The organism is Fibrobacter sp. UWB5 (assembly GCF_002210295.1).
In the GTDB taxonomy this organism is placed as follows: Bacteria; Fibrobacterota; Fibrobacteria; order Fibrobacterales; family Fibrobacteraceae; genus Fibrobacter.
Genome location: NZ_MWQH01000009.1, coordinates 55659 through 76846 on the forward strand (window position 1 = coordinate 55659; position 21188 = coordinate 76846).

General features: G+C 51.2%; 11 protein-coding genes. 2 read left to right on the top strand and 9 right to left on the bottom strand.

What is annotated here, in order from left to right:
• Positions 1–27: 27 nt before the first annotated feature.
• The 4 genes from gyrA to B7989_RS11840 all read right to left on the bottom strand — a co-directional run bounded on the left by gyrA (position 28) and on the right by B7989_RS11840 (position 9051).
• The gene (gyrA, locus tag B7989_RS11825; protein WP_088628688.1) at positions 28–2730 is read right to left on the bottom strand and encodes a DNA gyrase subunit A; all 2703 of its coding nucleotides are present in this window, start codon (positions 2728–2730) and stop codon (positions 28–30) included.
• 10 nt (positions 2731–2740) lie between these two features.
• Positions 2741–3550, bottom strand: a complete 810-nt coding sequence (surE, locus tag B7989_RS11830; protein ID WP_088628689.1) for a 5'/3'-nucleotidase SurE — start codon at positions 3548–3550, stop codon at positions 2741–2743.
• 114 nt (positions 3551–3664) lie between these two features.
• Positions 3665–6349, bottom strand: a complete 2685-nt coding sequence (locus B7989_RS11835) for a TIGR02171 family protein (RefSeq protein ID WP_088628690.1) — start codon at positions 6347–6349, stop codon at positions 3665–3667.
• Entirely contained in the window at positions 6346–9051 is a 2706-nt protein-coding gene (locus tag B7989_RS11840) for a TIGR02171 family protein (RefSeq protein WP_088628691.1), read from the bottom strand. The genes B7989_RS11835 and B7989_RS11840 overlap by 4 nt, the downstream gene beginning before the upstream one ends.
• A gap of 26 nt (positions 9052–9077) precedes the next feature.
• Between B7989_RS11840 and B7989_RS11845 the strand changes: the two genes are divergently transcribed.
• Positions 9078–9845 carry a TrmH family RNA methyltransferase gene (locus B7989_RS11845; RefSeq protein ID WP_233144406.1) on the top strand — a complete coding sequence of 256 codons (768 nt, stop codon included), beginning with the start codon at positions 9078–9080 and terminating at the stop codon, positions 9843–9845.
• On the opposite strand, the gene B7989_RS11850 is transcribed toward B7989_RS11845, so the two are convergent.
• Together B7989_RS11850 and B7989_RS11855 are read right to left on the bottom strand one after the other, a co-directional pair.
• Positions 9838–11043 carry a PD40 domain-containing protein gene (locus tag B7989_RS11850; protein WP_088628692.1) on the bottom strand — a complete coding sequence of 402 codons (1206 nt, stop codon included), beginning with the start codon at positions 11041–11043 and terminating at the stop codon, positions 9838–9840. The two genes, B7989_RS11845 and B7989_RS11850, sit on opposite strands and share 8 nt — an antisense overlap.
• Positions 11044–11122: 79 nt before the next feature.
• Positions 11123–12505: a glycosyl hydrolase family 8 gene (locus B7989_RS11855; RefSeq protein WP_088628693.1), complete on the bottom strand. Its 1383-nt coding sequence runs from the start codon at positions 12503–12505 to the stop codon at positions 11123–11125.
• A 208-nt stretch (positions 12506–12713) separates the two neighbouring features.
• Between B7989_RS11855 and B7989_RS11860 the strand changes: the two genes are divergently transcribed.
• On the top strand, positions 12714–14177 hold the full coding sequence (locus tag B7989_RS11860; RefSeq protein ID WP_088628694.1) for a glycoside hydrolase family 5 protein: 1464 nt from the start codon (positions 12714–12716) through the stop codon (positions 14175–14177).
• Between the two features lie 49 nt (positions 14178–14226).
• Here the strand turns inward: B7989_RS11860 and B7989_RS11865 are convergent, their stop codons facing one another.
• The 3 genes from B7989_RS11865 to B7989_RS11875 are packed head-to-tail and all read right to left on the bottom strand — an operon-like array spanning position 14227 to position 21167.
• Positions 14227–15690, bottom strand: a complete 1464-nt coding sequence (locus B7989_RS11865) for a hypothetical protein (protein ID WP_088628695.1) — start codon at positions 15688–15690, stop codon at positions 14227–14229.
• The gene (locus B7989_RS11870; RefSeq protein ID WP_088628696.1) at positions 15684–18404 is read right to left on the bottom strand and encodes a TIGR02171 family protein; all 2721 of its coding nucleotides are present in this window, start codon (positions 18402–18404) and stop codon (positions 15684–15686) included. Before B7989_RS11870 ends, B7989_RS11865 begins: the two co-directional genes overlap by 7 nt.
• A 3-nt stretch (positions 18405–18407) precedes the next feature.
• Entirely contained in the window at positions 18408–21167 is a 2760-nt protein-coding gene (locus B7989_RS11875; protein WP_088628697.1) for a TIGR02171 family protein, read from the bottom strand.
• Positions 21168–21188: the final 21 nt, after the last annotated feature.

Consider the following 21188-nt stretch of genomic DNA (forward strand, 5'->3'; position numbering starts at 1 on the left):
AACGGCTTTATTTAGCGGAATTTGGAGCTATTCTTCGTCAGAAGAAGGAACTCCAATCTGCTGTTCCGGCTTGTCTTCGATCTTTTCGACAGAATCGTCATCAACTTCGACGCCTTCCACCTTGTCGAAGGTTTCCTTCGCCTCGGCGCTATCCTGTTCAATATCTTCGACGCTCGGGAGTGCGGTAGCATCTTGCACCACATCGCCTTCGCGCAGGCTAATAGCCTTGACGCCCTGGGCGTTACGGCCCGTGAGGCGGATATCGGCAGCCTTGATACGAATCACCTGGCCTTCGCGGCTGGTAATGATCAAGTCGTAGTCGTCAGCGACGCTTTCCACGAACACGGCGGCGCCCACCTTATCGGTCACGTTCAGGTTGCGCACGCCCTTGCTACCGCGACGGGTAATGCGGTAAGTCGAAGGCTCGCTACGCTTGCCGTAGCCGTTTTCGGTAATGGTCACGATCTTGTTGCCGGCCTTGAGCCACAACAGAGAAATCACTTCGTCGCCTTCGGCCAAGGTAATACCCTTCACGCCGTGCGTGCCGCGGCCCATGGCGCGGAAGCAGCTGATTGGGAAGGTCACGGCCTGACCGTTCTTGGTCGCAAGCATCAGCAAGTCCTTCGGAATCGGACGACCTTCGATATCTTCGGCGTCTTCGGATTCCTCGGCGATGGCGGCTTCGGCAGCCTGTGTTTCGGCTTCGGCATCCACTTCGTCGCCTTCGGCGGCTTCGCTAGCCTTGAAGTCTTCGGCAGACATACCCACGAGCTGGACCTTCACCAATTCATCGTCTTCGTCGAGGCTGATGGCGTTCACGCCGGCCTTACGCGGGCGGCTGAACAGCGTGAGGTCCATCTTGTTGATGACACCCTTCTTGGTTGCAAATACGAGGCAGAAGTAGCCACCGAACTTACGCACCGGCACAATCGCCTGCACCTTTTCGCCTTCGGTAAGACCGATGAAGTTGATAATCGGGCGGCCCTTGCCGTTGCGAGTGCCTTCGGGCAAGCGGTAAACCTTGGTCCAGTAAGCACGACCCTTGTTCGTGAACACCAGCAAGTAGCTGTGCGTGCTTGCGGTAAAGATCTGTTCGACGTTGTCTTCTTCCTTGAGAGTTGCGCCGATAATGCCCTTGCCGCCACGGTTCTGAGCCTTGAAGGTATCGATCGGCAAGCGCTTGATGTAGCCTTCGCGGCTGAGCGTAATCACCTGTTCTTCTTCGGCAATCAGGTCTTCGTAATCGTAGTCGTCGACAGCGTCTTCGATAGAAGTACGGCGGTCATCGCCACACTTGTCCACGATGGCGTCGAGACGGTCGAGCATAATCTTCACGCGGCGTTCGCGTTTTTCCAGAATATCCTTCAAGTCGGCAACGGTAGCAACGAGTTCGTTGTATTCGTTTTCCAACTTTTCCAAGTTCAGGCCCGTGAGCTGGGCAAGACGCATGTCCACGATAGCCTGGGACTGAATGTCGTCCAGGTTGAAGCGGTCCTGCAAAGCAGTCTTTGCGGCTTCGGTCGTCGGGCTCGACTTGATAATCTGCACCACTTCGTCAATGTTCTGCGTTGCAATGCGCAGGCCTTCGATAATGTGCAAGCGGGCTTCGGCCTTGTTCAAGTCAAACTGCGTGGAACGCGTAATCACTTCCAAGCGGTGATCCACATAAACCTGGATGAGGTCCTTGAGAGTCAGGAGCTTCGGCAGGTTATTGACGAGAGCCAAATTGTAAATGCTGAACGTCGTCTGCAACTGCGTGTTTTTGAACAAATTATTCAAAACGACTTCGGCGACCACGTCCTTGCGCATTTCAATCACGATGCGCATACCTTCGCGGCTAGATTCATCGCGGATGTCGGTAATGCCGTCGACACGTTTGTCCTTCACCAATTCTGCAATCTTCTTACAGAGTTCGGCCTTGTTGACCATGTAAGGAATTTCGCTCACGACAATGCGCGGCTTACCGCGGCTATCGACATCGATTTCGGTACGGGCACGCACACGCACGCGGCCATGCCCCGTCAAATAAGCATCGCGAATGCCAGCGCGGCCACAAATCACGCCGCCGGTCGGGAAGTCCGGACCAGACACGTACTGCAGCAAGTCTTCGCCGGCAATATCCGGATTTTCGGCCACCGCATGGATTGCGTTTGCAATTTCGCGTAAATTGTGCGGAGCCATGGATGTTGCCATACCCACGGCGATACCGGTGGTACCGTTCACCAGCATGTTCGGGAGAGCAGACGGCAAAACCTTCGGTTCTTCCAAAGATTCGTCGAAGTTCGGGCCCATGTCCACGGTGTCTTTTTCAAGGTCTTCCAACATGAGCGCGCCCATGTTGTTCATCTTGGCTTCGGTGTAACGCATTGCAGCAGCACCATCGCCGTCGATAGAACCGAAGTTACCCTGACCGAACACCAGCGGGTAACGCAGCGAGAAGTCCTGCGCCATACGCACCAAGGTTTCGTACACGGCGGAGTCGCCATGCGGGTGGTACTTACCGATCACATCACCCACGATACGGGCACTCTTGACCGTCGGCTTGTTGGGCACCACGCCCAACTTGTGCATACTGTACATCACGCGGCGGTGCACCGGCTTAAAGCCGTCACGCGCATCAGGGAGCGCACGTGCCACAATCACGCTCATGGAATAGCGCAAGTAGCAATCCTGCATGTCCTTTTCAATCAGGGACCTGATTTGCGAACCTGGTACCAATTCTTCTGACATTCGTTTTCCTCTAATTATTCACCGGCGTTTCCGCCAGCATTTCACTTATTACTTCTAAACTTTCTTCGTCGGTCTGGTCGATACGGTGAGGCGTTATCGTCGCGTAGCCCTGATTCAGCAGATAGTCGTCACTATCCTTGGGCTGTTCGTCCCACAGTTTATCGCCATCCAGTTGCCACAGTCCATTTTCGTGGGAATAGTGGTCCGTAAACATTCCAAGAGCCATCCTGGTTGCCTTGAACCCCTTGAAGGTTTCGGCGGTAGCCTTTGGAAAATTCACGTTCCAGAATACACCTACGGGAATCCGCTCGAACAGGCGATCCTTGACCACCTTCACGGCAAATTCTTTTGCGGTTTCGAGCATGTTCGCGGTTGTACCGCGGAGCGAAAGCGCAATCCCCGGTACCCCCCAGAGGGCAGCTTCGCGGGCGCCAGCAACCGTGCCCGAATAGAGCGACGACACGCCGGAATTTTCGCCGAGATTCACCCCCGAAAAACACACGTCAAAATTACCCGGACCGACCCCCTCGGTGGTAAGCCCGTGAGAAGCCAAATGGCCTATCGCAAACTTCACACAATCGGCAGGAGTCCCCGACATGGAATACGCCTCAATAGCCGTATTCTCCGCAATTTCCACTTTTTTGACCGAAAGCCCACGCCGAACTGTAAAGGCGTGCCCTACCCCGCTCTGCTCCACTTCGGGCGCAAAAACGCACACGTCCGCATAAGGGACAAGCGCACACGCCAAAGCGAGCATATAGCCACTCTGGATTCCATCATCGTTCGAGATGAGGACACGTGTCTTCGGGTAGTCTTGCATGTAAGATAAAAGATAGAAAATAGTGCGCAGAATTCAGAGCTTAGAACTTAGATTTTATGGCGTTTACAAGCCCATTCAAATCAATTAAGCCAACTGCCGACGAAGTTCTAAAATCTACTTTTGGAGGTCTACAAACAGCGAATCAAGGCGTTCTGACAACTGTTTTGCACCCTCCCTACTCAGATGGTCTGTATTGTACGCCATCGACGAAGTATAGTCGTGTTTGCCCATCTTATTTTCGTCCATCATGACCGCATTCAGCTTCGCTGCGCGCTTCAATAATTCCTCTGCATGCGACCGTCTTCCGGCATATATGCCGAACGCCCCCGTCTTGGCATAACCCGGATTTTGAGGGGGCACAACCAATATCACTTGGACTCCTTTTTCAACCAAGGAATTGACGACAAATTTGTACAAAGCCATGTTGTAATCCACATCGTCGTCATCCAGCTCATACTTCATCGTATCGTGCACAACCGTTGCCTTTCCCCACCCATTCGAGGGCATCAGGAATTCGTCGTAATCGTAAGGTTGAGTCTGTTCTGCAATCGGCTTGTACGATTCTTCTACAAGTTCTACAAATCCTTTCGGAATGGAATCCTTCCAGAACTTATGCGTCTTGTCATATTTAAAACCAGGCGATTTTTTATAGACAGGCGACCAGAAGAGAGCTTCCTTGTCCCACATGAAATCAGGCGAGAACTCCAGCACCGCATACTTCAACTTCGGCATATGAGTCAAGACATAGTTGAGAGTCAAGAATGAAATCGCATGAATATCGCCCGAAGGGAATCCCATATTCAAAACGCTTTCGGAATGGATAAACGAAGAATTGATTCCGAACATCACTCTCGAAGAGCCGAGAACCACCGCAGTCACGGTGTCGTGGGATTTCCAGAACCATTCCATCTTGACACGCAAATCGAGCGCATACGATTCCATTTGATCGGTATAGTAAACGCCTGCGCTATCGATATCCAAAAGCGGCGGTACAAAGACGCGTTCATCGACATCGAGCCATAACGCCGGATGCCATAGTTCTGTACCCTGAGCCAGTTCAACCCAACGCTCTGTATACACATTTGCAAGAATCAGTTTGCGATGCGCGCCTTCGCTATTCACGAGTGTCGCCACAATCAAGGAATCCACGAGAGGAACCCATTCCGGATGATCAAACGTATAACCTTCAGGAGCCTCGAGCGAATGTACCAGATTGCCGGTGCTATCGGCAAAGAAAATCCTCTTGTGCGTTTCGTAATTGCTACGGACAAACTGGCGACCCGTCTTGCCGCCAAAATCAAGGAACAGGGTCATCTTGTTATTGTTCCTGTTCAGCGAGGCATTGCAAGCCTGCTCCCCATTGTACCAGATTTCGGAACGTCCATCGCGATTGGCCCGAAGGAGTCGCGCCCCTGTGACAGCCAGGCGGTTGTCATCGGAAACGCCACCATGGTACGCGCCATCAAACAATTTCTTGGGCGTTCCAAATTTCCCGTTCGAGAACTTGACCTGCCATGTCGACGTCTGCGCAAAAGATTCGTCATTCTTGTTATTCGCCGCACTTGTCACATAGACAATCACGGTGTCGCCATTGGCAAGCACACGCCAGCGCGGAATCACCGCCGATTTCACATTCAGCTTGATTAAAGATTTATCGGACGCATCTATCTTGCGCACGTAAAGTTCAGAATTATCGGCAACGCCTTCAATACCCGTACAGAAGGCGACCCACTTGCCGTCGGGCGATATATCCGGATGATACGCCGAAACGTCTGCGCTCAATTCCTTCGCGACCAGATCGTTTTTACTGAAATCCACATAGTACAAGTTACCGCTTTTATCTTCGCGGAATACAAGTTTTCCCTTATTGGTCGCCGCAAGCGACTTGAACTTTTTACTGCTTACCGACACCGAAACATCAGAATCTGATTCACGCTCCACATTTCCGATTTGCGAAGCATGGGGAATCGCGCCCAAGGCAAGACGGAAACCGATATATTCCGCCTTCGTCGATGCGGTCACCAGATAGATATCGCCGCGAGTGTAAGGTTTAATGGTTTCAGGCGCGTTACGGAAACTGCCACCCTTCACGACTCGTTCATCGGGGCCGTAATCCCTTGCGCCACCGACAAAGTCAACCCATTCCTCTTCTGTAAACGTAACCAGGTAATCCCCCACCCATTCCATGGCATTGCCCGCCATGTCGCAAATGCTATCGAGCGTATAATACGACGTGCAGACATCATGCAACTCGTAGTCGGAATTGGCGCTCGTCCACGATTCTTTCGGCTCCCAGCCGCGAGTCGTCACAAACACCCATTCCGCTTCGGTCGGCAAGCGGTACCCGAGTACATCCCAATGGGGCTTAAACGATTCTAGCCCGACACAAGAGCTGTCATCGTCAAATATGGCTTTTGAATAGGAATAAACCGTATCAAAGCCTTCTTCCTTACTGCGCTTGTTGGCATAAAGCACCGCATCAAAGAAGGTCACATCGGTTACAGGCAAATCACCGCAATCGAGTCCCATTTCATTGCAGGTGACTTCATGCCGCCCCATCATAAAATCGTAATCGAACGAAACTTTCATCGCCGGGCCATCCTTAATCGATGCCGAGGATTCGTCCGTTCCCAGAATCACGATTTTTCCGTTCGCACGCATGAGCGCAAAATCTTTCAAATCCAACGAGTCCAAGGCACTAGGGTCATCATGCGGAATCGAAACGTATTCCGAATTAGAACACCCCTCAAAACTGAACAAGGCCAGCAATGCGATTATGCAGTAAAAAAACTTCATCATCTAGACTCTAGAGTAATCAACAAAGAATCAAGGCGTGCTGTCAGCTTTTCTGCACCGGTCCAGCACAAATGATCGTAGTCATAAGCGACATCGCCCAAATAATCATGGTCACCCATTTTATTTTCATCCATCAAAACGAAATTCTTCGTTTCCGATTCAACTTTTCTCAATCGTTCAATCAAGTTTTCTGCCACAGAGCGGCGCATTCCATGGCGGCCATAGCTGCCCGTCTTTTTGTAATATGGACTAATCGGAGTAATCAAGCCGACAACCATCACGTCGTGCTGTTCGGCCATCTTGAGGATTTTATCCAGCTGCGCATAGTTCAATTCATAGCGGCGGCTATCGTCGCTCCAGGTGCTATCGACAACCACGTCTGCAAATTCCTTGCCGCCGCTCCCCCAGTCAGAAATACATTCCGTACGCATCCAGCCATGCGGATCGATAATGTCGGACTGCATCTTATAGGCCTCAGCCACTTCGACAGCCCTTTCTACAAACGCGCTATCGATTTCACCACGCCAGTAATCATGATTGCGGTCATACTTGAATCCAGGAGCATCACCAAAATTAAGCGCCATGCTTTCGCCCGGTTCGTATTCGCCCCACAAGTCAAAATCAATGCCGATCACAAGATATTTCAAATGCGAGAAATGCGTCGAAATGTAGGTTTCATAAAGACTATCAATACAATGCATATCGCAAGGGATTGTCGAGAGGTTAATAGCCTTCATGCTCAAGAAATCCGGAGCAACTGCCGCCTGCATGTGCGAATTTCCCAAAGTCACGACCTCGGCCGAATCGCGGTATGTCCACAGCACAGGCATCTTTTGCGTCAGGTAATGCGTCGACTGGCCATTTTCAGAATAGTAAAGTCCAAGGCTATCATAATCCCAGCGCGAATTCTTATCACGATGGTGAGCCCAAAGCACAGGGTGCCAAAGTTCTTCGCCTTCAACAAGAGACAGCATTTCGCCCGTATAGGAATTAACCAGCACTACTTTTTTATGGCTTCCATTCATGTCGGCGAGCGTCGCCACAAAGAACGAGTCGGAGCCAAGAATCCATTCCGTATGGTCAAAGCTATAACCTTCGGGAGCCGCGACCGAGCCAATCAATTTACCAGTGCTATCGGCAATCAGCGCCCGTTCATGCGTACCGTAAGATTCTCCCACGAACTTGCGACCAGTCTTGCCGCCAAAATCAAGGAACAGCGTCTTGTTTTCGCCTCCCTGACTGAGCGATACGTTACAGGCCTGATTTTGATTGTACCAGACTTCCGGTTGGCCATTCACATTGGCACGCAAAAGGCGTGCGCCCGAAACCGCCAGGCGATCGTTCTTGGATACGCCGCCATGATACCCGCCGTCAAAAAGCTTTTCGGGCTTTCCGAACTTGCCTTTCGAAAAACGGACTTGCCAAGTTTCTTGTTTGGCAAAGGCATCCTCTTCTTTATTGCTGCCGGCATCGTTCACATAGACAATCACCGTATCACCATTTTCCAGAATTCGCCAACGCGGAATCGCTGCCGATTCAGCCGGAAGTTCAATCAAGGTGGAATCGCCTTCGTCCAAGCGGGACACATAGACCTTCGACATGCCCGAAATTCCTTCAACTCCTGTGCAGAAGGCGACAAATTTTCCATCGGGAGAAATATCCGGATGGTACGCCGTCACGCCCGTATTCAATTCGAGAACAGGCGCAGAAGCATCGTTGAAATCCACATACACCAAGACATCACGGGAATCGTCCCTAAAGACCATTTTGGAAAGCGGCTTGTCAATAAACTGCTTGACCGTATTCGTCCTGACCATCACGGTATACTTCTGCAGGACTTCCTTGCCCTGTTTATCGAGGTAAAGCGGGTTTGGAATGGCACCGAACGCCAAGCGGAATCCCACATAATTCGCCTTTGTCGAAGAAGCCACCATGTAGACATCGCCACGGTTATACAAATGGAGCGACGCCGGGTCGTTATTGTAGCTACCGCCCTTCAGCACGCGCTCTTCTACGCCTTCGCTAGCCTTGCCCCCCACATAGTCCACCACATCGACGGTATGGAACGGCACCCACAAATCGTACACCCATTCCATGGCATTCCCGGCCATATCGCAAACGCCATTCCGGTCCGTAAACGACGAGCAAACCGCATGCAGTTTAAAATCAGAATTACCGTTATGCCAAGCCTGTTCCGGTTTCCACCCCATGTTCGCCACATAAATCCATTCCGCCTCGGTCGGCAAGCGATACGCATTTACAAGGGGGCGGAAAATGAGACCATCGATACCGATGCAAGAATGGTTCGCATCAAACATCAAATTCGTATAAGAATAGGCCGTATCAAAGCCTTCGGCCTTGCTCTTTTTGTTCGCATACAGAATGGCATCAAAATAAGTCACATCGGTAGCAGGCAAAGAATCTTCACAATCCAGATTCATTTCTTTGCAAGTGACTTCATGTTTGCCGATTATAAAATCGTAATCGAAATACGATTTCATGCTTGGCCGGTCTTTGATGGAGGCCGATTCTTCGTCTGTTCCGAGTGTTACAGTCTTTCCCTTGGAACGGATAACGACAAAATCTTTTAATTCAAGAGAGCCTAAATAATCGTTCTCGCCCGCACCGGGAGCATATTCAGAATTTGAACACCCCAACAAAGCTATCAACAGGCCTAAAGCAAGCAAGTATAACGAGCGAATCATAGGCGTAAATATACATTTTCTACATTATGGCCATGTTTTCCGAAAAGAAATTCCTCGCTACCAAAGAGACCTCCAAGGCCAAGCGCATGGCCGAACTTTTGCGCGTCATCATTTTACAGCTGGGCGACGACGTGCCCCGCGCAAAACGTGAATTCGAGACCTATGCCGAATGGATGAAACTCCCCGAAAGCGAGCGCCTTACCGGAAAAAACCAGGCGCAAATGATTGACCTTTACAAGACGTTCCGCACTCGGGCTGGCCTCGGGTTCGAACGCGACGTTTACCTGGAGCAGGAACCGGGCGACCGCGAAGTTGCAAACGAAGCCCCGCTCCCGTTCGCCGTACTCGTGCACAACTTGCGCAGCGCCTTCAACGTAGGCTCCATCATCCGCAGCACCGACTGCTTTGGGCTCGAAGGCGTGCACCTGAGCGGTTACAGTTGCGGGCCCGACCATGTGACGGTTAAAAGCGCCGCCCGCGGGTGCCAGGAATGGATTCCGATCAAACGCTGGGAAAGCCCCTTCGACTGCGTCAAGTGGCACAAGGAAAACGGCTACGAGATTATCGCGCTGGAAACCGGCGAAGACATCCCGAGCATCAATAACGTCAAGTGGCCCGAAAAAGGCCTGATCATTCTCGGCAACGAAGAATTAGGAATCGCCCCCGAACTGATGGCGGAGGCGACAATGAAAGTGACAATCCCGATGGCAGGTCGCAAGGCGAGCATGAATGTCGCCGGAGCGTATGCCATCATGTGCTTTAAGATTCGTTCCGACTGCGGACCGACTACTTAGCCAGCGACTTCACCGCATCCGTCAAGCGATCGATGGCCTTGATGAGTTCATCCATCTTGGCTTCGCTGATGCCGGACTGAATTGCATTTGCGGCACCATTGACAGCATCCTTCACCTGAGAGGCGACCTTGTCAGCAGCCGTTTCCTTTACAGGAACCTTGCCGAGCCAAATGTCCGGCCAGCGGTCATTGCCGCTGTGGTAGGTAATACGCGTTGCCGATTCCACCGGTTCGCCAATTTTCCAGATATAGAGTTCGTAGTCGAACAAGTCGTGGTCATGGCCCTTGTCGGTTGCACCCCAGACAAGCCACTTGCCATCGGGCGAAAGACGCGGGAAATATTCGTGACTGCGGCGGCCGGGCAAGTCCATCAACTTCACGTTCTTCGGAATTCCAAAGAAGCCCACCTTTTCAACCTGCTTGCCGTCCTTGGCGCTGAACCACAGAATTTCACTCGGAGCAGCGGTGCCACCGTTACCCGTCGGGTTCACACGGTAAAGCTTGCTGCCATCAAAGTTCCAGTCAATCTGGCAGCCATCGCCAGACTTGGTCCAAGCATTCTTCGAGAGATCCCACACGCCCGTTTCGCGCATGGAACCACGGAGCGTAATGGCCAAGTGCTTGCCGTCCGGGCTCATGTTCGGTTCCTGCAGAATCACGCCGGACTTGTTGAAGGCCTTTTCGCCATCGAGCACAAGAGTCTCTTTCTTGCTGCCGAGATCCATGGTAAACACCTTACCGGCACGGCTAAAGACGATCGACTTGCCGTCGGGCCTCCAGGTGCCCCACGTTGCATTGTCTACAACCTTGCGTGCATTTTCGCCCGTAATATTGACCATCCACAAATCCCACTTTTCAGGGTAGTTGGCGTCGTTTTCAGGAACCCAACCGCCCTTGCTGCGGTTAAAGAGCACCGTCGAGCCATCCGGCGAAATGCGCGGGAACCAGTCCACGTTGTCGCCCTGAGTAAGGGCACGGGCATTCGTGCCATCGGCATTCATAATCCAAATATCGTGGTGGGAATTGGCGCGGCTCGTCGCCCAGACAATCGCACCTTCAAGTTTGCCTTTCAAGGCGTTGAGGGCTTTCTGTTCATCGGCAGAAGGGTCAACGGCGGCACCCGTCGGAGCGCCCTGCTGGGCAAAAACCGAGGTCACACCAAAAACGACACAGGCACAAAACTTCAAAATTCTATTCATGCCCTAAAGATACGAAAAAATAAACGCAAGCGCCCAGCGGGCACCTGCGTTTTTTCGTTAAAACATACAATAGAACGCTTTATTGCAAGCGAATCTTTTGCATCATGGTCGCATTTTTCGACTGTACGCGAACCATATAGACTCCAGCCGGTAATCCCTGGAGGTCCATTGCCTGACTCCCCGCCTGCGTCTTGACCGCATGGCCCGCCACATTGAACACGTCAACGCGGGCGGCACCATCGGTGCGGACTTGGAGCGTGCGGCCCTGCAGCGAAACCGCCGGAGCGTTTGCAACTTTGGACTTCGCGATGCCGGTCATGCCGGAATTTGCGTTCATGAGGTTCGGCATGTTGCCCGAAACTAGGAGACCGTTCAAGAGCTTGAGCGACTGGTTAAAGTAGTTCTCGTCGCCGAGCGCCACCGCTTCTTTCCAGTATTCATCGAGCTTGGCCTGGTACTTGGAATCCGAAATCAGCGCCGTCATCAGGGAGGTCACAAACGTGCTGTTGTGGTCGTTGCCAAGGCTGCCCGAAGAACGAAGCACAGGGCCGCTCATGCTAGACGCATTCACCGTCGACACGAATTCAGCCATCTTCTTGTCGATGGCGAGCGCACGCTGGTCGCCATGCCAGCACACGGCCTTCGCGTTACGCCACGGAGCGCGGGAAGCATCGTAGCTGTAATAGTCGTCTTCACTCTTGCCGTTCTTGTCAGTCCAGTCGTCCACCAGGCCCGTCTTGACTTCGTCAGAACTCGATTCGTACAATTTCATGTTCGCATCGTAGGCAGTCTTGCTCCAGAATTCTGCATTTTCTTCATCGATGGCAGCAAACAAGGGCATGTAGGCCGGATCGAAGTAACCCGGATTCTTGCGGTTCAACGCGGCGTCTCCCCACTTGTCGCCCGGCAAGTGCAAGCCGTTGCTTTCGAACTCGGACTTTTTCATGGCCTGAATCAGTTTCTTGGCATCTTCCTTGTACTTTTCGTCGCCAAACTGGTAGTAAGCCATCACCAGGGCCGCGGCGGCATCGATATCGCCATCGAGAGCGGCTCCATTGCCCGCATCCCAGGATTCCGAAAGATTACCGATTTTCCAAATCATGAGCCCATTTTCATTCTGGAACTTCTTGTAGAAATTCCAGATCTTGTCGAATTCAGCCTGATAACTAGTCGTGTTGTCGCTAAAGTACACCATCAGGAGCATGCCGTAGCCGACACCTTCCGAAAAATACGAGTCAGAACCGGGGTCCGAACGAATGCCCGCGATATCGCCCGATTCATTGTACATGGCCTGTTTCCAGTACAGGAACTGCTTTTTCAGCTGTTCCGAAGCAGCGGCCTTGTCACTCAACAAGGTTGCGTTTCCACCGTAATCGGACATCTGCGGGAACGGGAAATTTACCGTCGCCTGCGAAAGACCAAATGCCAACGCCAAGGACGCGGCCCAAACTTTACATCCCATATATATACTCCTTTTTATTCTAACCTCAAAGATAATGGATTTTTGCAAAAAAACAACTTTTATTTTTGCGTCACGTGCTTAAAATCACGCTTTAAAGCCGCAAAAAAGCCCGTTTTCGCCTGTTACACAGCTGTAAACAGAAAAAGGTTCCGCTTTTTCTCGTTTTCACCCTTTAAAACCTATTTTCGGTAAAAAAAAGGGATGTTCTATGAAATCTTTATCCGTATCCACACTTTTGGCATCTTTGGCGCTGTATGCAACGTTTGCCGCCGCCCAAGACATTACCCCCACCCGCGTTGGCCCCGTTAGCCAATATGGCCAGCTCATGACCGGCAAGAACTCGCAAGGTCAGGGCCGCATTTACGGCAGTTGCCAGGGTGTAAAGGACGGTGCCGAAGTTCAGGTGCGTGGCATGAGCCTTTACTGGAGCTTGATGCCCCAGGCAGTGGAATTCTGGAGCGAAGAAGGAATTTCTACCATGGTGAACGACATGAAAATCCAGATCGTGCGCGCCGCCATGGCTACCGGCAACGAAGACTGGAAGGGCGAATGGAACGGAATCCAGCTCAAGGGCTACGCCAGCGACTCCGAACACCAGAAGCAATTTGTCAAGACCGTTGTCGAAGCGGCCATCAAGAACGACATTTACGTGATTATCGACTGGCATTCCCACGAAGCCCACAAGCAGACCGATGCCGCCAAGAATTTCTTTAAAGAAATGGCCGAAACCTATGGCAAGTACGACAACGTGATTTTCGAAGTCTACAACGAACCGCAGCAGATTCCTTGGAGCGATGTCAAGAACTACGCCAACCAAGTCATCGAAGTGATTCGCCAGTATTCCGACAACCTGGTGCTCGTGGGCAACCCCTCTTGGGACCAGAACCCGTCTGACGCTATCGGCAACGAAGTCAGCGACTCCAAGAAAAACACCGCCTACACCCTGCACTACTACGCCAACAGCCACAACTGGGAAGGCACTTACAGCTGGGGCGGCGAAAGCGAAGGCGTCAAGGGCGAAAAGGCAATCAAGGCAGGTCTTTCCGTATTCATTTCGGAATGGGGCACGGCAGATGCAAGCGGTGCCGGAAATCCGGACCAGGGCCGCAACCAGAGCTGGCAGGAATACGTGAACAAGTATCAACTTTCTTGGGCAAACTGGTCTGCTTCCAAGATTAGCGAAGGTACCGCCGCCTTTGAAGGTTCCTCTACCAAGACTTCACTCCAGTACACGACCTCTGGCAACCTGGTGAAGGGTTACCTTTCTACCAACCCCGCCAGCTACACCAAGTGTGCCGCCAACGGCGGGAATAATGAAGGAAACAACGGCAACGAAAACCAGGGCAATAACAATCAGAACGGCGGCAATAATAACCAGAACGGAAACAACAACCAGAATAATGGCGGCAACAACAATCAGAATCAGGGCAACAACAACACCGCCATCTTCATGCAGACAAACTTGAACTTCAACGTAACGTTCTCGGGCAACGCCTTGCACATTGCCGGCACCCCCATGACAGTCGAAATTTTCAGCACCAAGGGCGACAAGCTCATGGCTATCGATAATGTGAGCGGAACGCTTTCGCTCGCCAAGCTCCCCGCAGGCATGTACGTTGCGAAGGTTCGCGGAAACGGAACGAACATGGTGCGGGCAATTCAGATTAAGTAAACCCAATCAAACGAGAGAGAAAGGGGTCCGACCTTCGGGTCGGGCCTTTTTATTTATCGAATACGGCGAAGTATTCGTCGCGGTAGGCCAGGTGCCAGCGGGAATCTTGTTGCAAAGCATGCATAAGCGTATCCCAGCGGGCGTAATATTGCAGCGGGAATAAGGCGCGGTCAACGCCAAGGGAATCGGCGTCATGCATAAACAAGGCGGGGTCTTTGGCGTAATCCAGATACCGTTCAAAGAACTCCGCCGTTTTCAAGATAAATCTTCCGTCGATATAAATGGAATCGGCAGGGTTCATTAGCGCCAAATAACCGCCGGCGCGGTCATCGTTAAACAGCTTGCCAACATGCGGATGTTTCAGCATCCAGCCCGCAGCATCGACCGGCACACGCTGGTAGGCAACCATGGAATAATCGTAAGCCGAAAGCGAACGAGCCCAAAGGCCCAGAATAAAAGCAAGAAGAGCAAGCGCAAATGTATAATGTGGAATACGAATCGAGGTCACAACCTTCGGTTGCATTGAGGGAACAGGGAGCCCCGCCATAAGCACCGGCAAGAACAGCACAAAGTTGCGTTCGGCAACAAGCGCTAAAACCGCCGTTACCAAGAATGTCACATTCAAGACATCGGGCCAGCGAGCCTTATACAAGCGCCAGATGGCAAAGCCCATTCCGGCGACACAGAGCAAAATCATCAGCACGCATTCCAACGTATTCTCCCCCGCCATCAAAAGCGTTATGGGCGAACGGTTCTCGGCGATTTCGCTTGCAAAGATTGCCGCCGAGGGCGAAAGTCCAAGCAAACGGTCCAAGAGTCCAAACGGGTACAGGAATAACGCGAGGCCCTCGCGATGCAAGAACGGCATCGCAAACAATGCAACAACAAAAGCTCCCCGCAACGCAAGCGCCTTCCACAAGAACTTATCGCCCGCCCTGCGCGAATTCCAAATTCCGGCAACCAGCACAAGCGCCGTAAAAAGCGGACCAAGAATGTACAAGCCTTGCGTTTTACACCAAAGCCACTGAATCGCAAGAATCAGCGCAGCACACGCAGCCAGCTTCAGATTGAACCGGGATTCACGCAATTCTTTAGCAAGCCACGGAATCACATTCCAGTAAACACCGAGGAATAACAGCGAAAACAGCACCGGACGCATTTCAAAATGGAAGCGGAATACGAATAGGATTGCAATGCAGAACAGCCATCTGGCGGGGATTGCCGATGCTGAAACGAGTTCAGCATGACATTCAGGGTGACAAGGACGACGGCGAAGGAACAGCGCAAAGACCGCACCCCACAACACCGCCTTGAACGCCACCAAGAGCGGAGCGCCACCCAGGCCATAGACAAAGCCTACGACCAGCTGAAAGTATTCATGCACATTCACAACGGGCGCGCGGACAGGTGTCCATGTCGTCACCCACTCGCGTGCACAAGCCAAATGCCACCAGATGTCAGTATCGGTCAGCGGAAAAATCGCAAACAGAATGACAAATGCGGCTATTACCATTTCAAGGTCTTCAGGACAGAAACCAACCGGTCTGTCATCTGCTTCTTGCCGGCGACACAAAGGTGATCGCGATTAAAAGACATTTGATCCGTATAATCATGATCGCCATTCTTATTTTCATCCATCAAGACGAAATATCGATTTGCCTTGGCAAGCGAATCCAGCTTTTTCTTTTTCGAAGGATACACACTGCGCTGCAGGCCATAAGTTCCGAAGCTTCCCGTCTTTTTGTACTGCGGGGCCATCGGGAAAATGATTCCGATGACATAGATATTCTTGGCCGCCGCACTGTCCACGATTTCGGCAAGTTCATTCAATCGTGCATCCAGATAGCGTTCTTCTTGTGTCGAGAATACAGAATCCATCAGCACGTCGGTTCCGTCGGCATCCCAGCCGCGACATTCGTCATCGACGCCGCCGCGAGGAGAATAACGCATAATCCAGCCTTGACTTGCCGGGTACGCATTTTCAACCGCCTCGACAAAACCATTGGGCAATCCCGATTTCCAGAAGTCGTGATGGGCATCGTAATCGTAACCGGGAACACCCATATGAATCAAACGCAAGTGGTCTTCCCTTCCGCTCCAATTGTCCAAATCTAGGGACATCACAATCGCTTTCAAGTTGTCGGCATGGTTCAACGCATAATTTTCAACGAAATACATATCGCGGTTTCCGTCAATTCCCGAAATAGCCACATTCAACATATTCCATTCCGGGTACGCTTCCGGATCAAGCCCCATTTCCATGCGGGAACTACCAACCAAAAGAACTTCGGTTTCATCGAGGTTTTTCCAGTAGAGTTCCATCTTGATACGGGATTTTTCAGTTTCAATGTCTAGACCTTCGCCATAGTAAATGCCGGCGCTATCCAAATCCAGCAATTCATCGTAGCCCGCAAAGGTTGCATTCACCCAGAGTGCGGGGTGCCAAAGTTCATCGCCTTCGGCCAATTCCACAACGCTAGAGTCCGAAAGATCCACCAAAACGATTTTTGTATGGGCACCGTTTGCATTCGTAAGCGTTGCAACCGCCTTATTATGGTTACCCGGGACCCATTCGCTGTGGTCAAAGGAATAACCCTTCGGTGCTCCTACCGATTGAATCAACTTGCCCGTACTGTCTACGACCAGAATGCGTTCGTGCGTACCGTACTTGGAGCCGACAAATTCTCGACCCGTCTTGCCGGCAAAATCAAGGAACAAGGTTCGTTTGCTGCTATCTTGGGCAAGCGAAGCATTGCAAGCCTGGTCGCCATTGTACCACACTTCGGATTCAGAGCCTGTACGGGCTCGCAGTAAGCGTGCACCCGTGACGGCAAGGGAATTATCTTCGCTGATGCCACCATGGTAAGCGCCATCGAAAAGTTTTTTCGGTTCGCCAAACTTACCCTTCGAGAATTTCACTTGCCAAGTCGAAGTAGACATGAATGCAGCATCATCCTTATTGTTGCCGGCATCCGTCACATACACAATGACCGTATCACCGTTTTCGAGCACGCGCCAACGCGGAATGGCAGCCGTTTTGACATCCAGTTTGACAAGGCTCGAACCTTCGGCATTCAAGTCACGCACATAAACAGTCGACTTGCCCGAAACGCCCTCAAGCCCCGTGCTAAAGGCAACCTTTTTTCCATCCGGCGAAATATCCGGGTGGTATGCATTCAAGGTATCCTCGATTTCTACGACCGAAAGCGCACCGTTGGAATAATCCACAAAAGACAAGTTGCCCGACAAATCATTACGGAATGCGAGCTTGACTCTGTACGTGTCAAAAAGGCTCTTGAGCGTCGAGGAACTGGCAAGCGGAATCACGCGGCTACCGGCCGCCTTGCCGTCAGAATTCATCCACAAAGCATCGGGAATTAAACCAAAGGCCAAGCGGAAGCCCACATAATCGGCACGGGTTGAAGACGTTACCGTATACACGTCACCACGGCCATAAAGCGTAATGGATTCTGCCGGGGTCCTGTAGCAGCCGCCCTTCACGACGCGCTGTCCGAGGTTCCCGCCATCAGGAGCCCCCACATAGTTTGCAACAGCCGTATCGCGGAAATTGCCGAGCCAATCATTTACCCATTCCATTGCGTTTCCGACCATGTCGCAAACCTGGGCATTTTCAGACTTTGAGCAAACCGCATGCAAGTGATAATCCGAATTGTCGGCCGTCCATGCATTTTTCATATTCCAGAAACGGCCAGCCACAAAAGCCCATTCAGCCTCGGTCGGCAAGCGATACGCATCCACTTCAGGGTGGAATGCAAAACCCTCCAAGTTCACGCAATGGTTTTCGGAATTCAGTTCAACATTGCTATACGTATACGCTGTATCGAAACCTTCATTTTTGCTGCGGGCATTTGCCAAAAGGACGGCATCGTAGTAGGTCAAGTTCGTCGCCGGATAATTGTCTTTTTCACACGGGACCGAAATCTTCGAAGATTTCATCAGCGAATTGAATTCGGCACAAGTCACCTCCGACTTGCCTATCGAAAAATCGTAATTCAGGGTCACACGCATTTGCGGGCGTTCATTCGCCCTGGCAGCCCCTTCGTTTGTACCTAGCAAGACTTCCTTTTTTTCGTGCTTGACCACAACCATATCGCTTTTCGAATCCGGCTCAAATCCAGAATCGGCATTCTGCTGCGAATAGATATATTCAGAATTGGAACAAGCAAAAAAGGCAAAACTCAGCAGCAACAGAAGAACTCGATACATCGCTTACCTCAACTCCTTCAAGACAGATTCAATCCGTTTTGTGATTTGGGGAGCACCTCTCGCGCAAAGATGATCTTCATCTGCAGAAGATTGGTCGTCATAATCGTGTTTCCCCATCTTATTTTCATCCAGCAACTTGAAATGCGGATAAGTTTTTTCCAAAGCCTTCAGGTCATCAATGACTTCTTTGGCAAGGCTTCTGCGCAAACCATAACGGCCAAATGCTCCCGTTTTTCTGTAGGCCGGATTTTGCGGGAAAATAACACCCACGACGCCAACACCCCTTTCTTCCGCCTTTTCAAGAATTTCCTTGAAGGCCTTCATCGAATTTTCAAGTCTGTCAGGATGGTCATCGTAGTACAGGGAATCCATTTCGATATCAGGATTCTTGCTCCAAGGCTTACAACCGGTTCCCAGCATACGGCCGCGGTCATCCAAGAAGGCATAGTCGCCTTCAACCGTCATGTAATTCGCGGTATATTCCAGCAGGCCTTCCGGATATCCGTCTTGCCAGTAATTGTGATTCTTGTCGTACACAAACCCGGCATAATTCTTGTAATTCTTCTTGAAGAAATTGTCACTATTTTCGCCTTCATCGGTTTTGTACCAAAAGTCGATATCCAAAGAAATCACGATGTACTGCAACTTTTTGAAATGCGGATAAATGTAGAAGTCCAAGAAATCCTTCGACATGTATATGGAATTAGGCGTCTGTGCAAGATTGACCGCATAGAACGGTTGCACCATGTACTTGGGCGACACAGAATGCAACGGGCGCGACGAACCGACAATCACGACGTTTGCCGTATCGCGATAACGCCACACCAATTCCATATTGTAGCGCATCAAAATGCCTTCAAGGTTTTCGCCGGCGTGCATGTAGACGCCAGCGCTATCGCCATCGACTTCAAACTTGGATTTATCCAAGGCATCCGGAATCCAGAGGCTGGGCTGCCATAAGTCATCGCCTTCGACCAAATCCGTCAGGCTGTTATCTTGCATATTGATAAGCACGATCTTCTTGTGCATACCGCTTGCTTCGGTAAGAGTAGCAACGGCATAGTCGGAACGGCCGCGCACCCATTCCGTATGATCAAAGGAATAGCCCGAAGGAGCCTTGATGGAGCTAATCAATTTGCCCGTGCTGTCCACCACCAGAACGCGTTCATGAACACCATAAGACTCGCCCACAAACTTCTGGCCCGTTTCGCCACCAAAGTCAAGGAACAAGGTTTTCTTGGAACCATCGGTTGCAAGCGATGCATTGCAAGCCTGCTCGCCATTATACCACAAGGTATCGTGGGCTTTCGATTCCAACGTCGAAGAGCCCTCGGCCACTTTGGCACGGAGCAGTCTAGCACCCGTCACGGCCAAGCGTTCATCGGCGCTAATCCCATCGTGGTAAGCGCCATCAAAAAGTTTTTGCGGTCTACCGAATCGTTCATTCTGGAACTTTACCTGCCAAGTCTCTGTACGCTTGAACGTGCCGTCGTTTCGATTGTCGCCGGCATCCGTCACGTAAACAATCACCGTATCCCCATTCGGGAGAACTCTCCAGCGCGGAATCGATGCATTATCGACTTTCAGTTTCATTATTTTAACATAGCCCAGCGAAAGCGTCCTGACGTACACTTCGGATTTACCGGAAACGCCTTCAAGTCCTGTAGAGAAGGCGACAAAACGTCCGTTCGGCGAAACATCCGGATGGTACACCTCCAAAGTGTCCTTGATTTCGGCAGTATAAATGGTTCCGTCCGAATAATTCACATAGGCCAGATTACCGGTCAGGTTATTGCGGAAAGCAAGAACCACCTTGTATGCATCCAAATGGTTCTTTAATGTGCGCTGGTTCACCAGCGAAATCACGCGCTTGGAATTGGGAATGCCGTCATAATCGATCCACACCGGATTGGGAATTTGGCCAAATGCCAAACGGAAACCGACATAGTCTGCGCGAGTAGACGAGGTAATCGTATACACGTCGGTTCGACTGTACAAATTGATTGCATCTCCGAGTTGGCGATAGCTGCCACCCTTCACAATTCGCTTACCCATGTTGCCGCCATCTGGTGACCCCGTGTAATTGTAGATGGTAGTATCCCTGAAGAATCCGAGCCAGTCATTGACCCATTCCATGGCGTTACCCGCCATATCGCAAAAATCAGTTGAATCTGCAATTCGGGTGCAAACCTCATGCAACTGGTTTCCCGAATTTTCGGCATTCCAGCTCGCCTTCGGATGCCATTTACGGCCAGCCACCACGACCCATTCCGCTTCGGTCGGCAAGCGATAGCCGTCTACATCGGTATGAAAATAGAATCCTTCGAGGAACGTACAATGTCCATCGCTATCGACCTGTTTGCTCGAATACGAATACACCGTATCGAAACCGTCCGCCTTGCTTTTTTCGTTGGCATACAAAACGGCATCGTAGTAAGTCATGTCTGTCGCAGGGAGATTCTTGCTTTTGCAAGAAAGCTTGAGCCCCTGGGGTTTCATCAATTTATTGAATTCGCTACAAGTGACTTCGTGCTTGCCCATCGAAAATGGATAATCCACCTTGACTTTCATTTGGGGGTATTCTTCCAACTTTGCTGCGGTATCGTTCGTTCCAAGAATTGCCGTCGCATTATAGGCCGTCACTTGAATCATGCCATCCAGTTTATCTTTTGAAAACCCCAGATAAACATAATCGGATGTGGGATTCACATCGGCGCAAGCAAAAAACAGGAGCGATATTAAAGAGAGTAAAATAACCCGCATTTGCAAAAAATAGCAATTTGG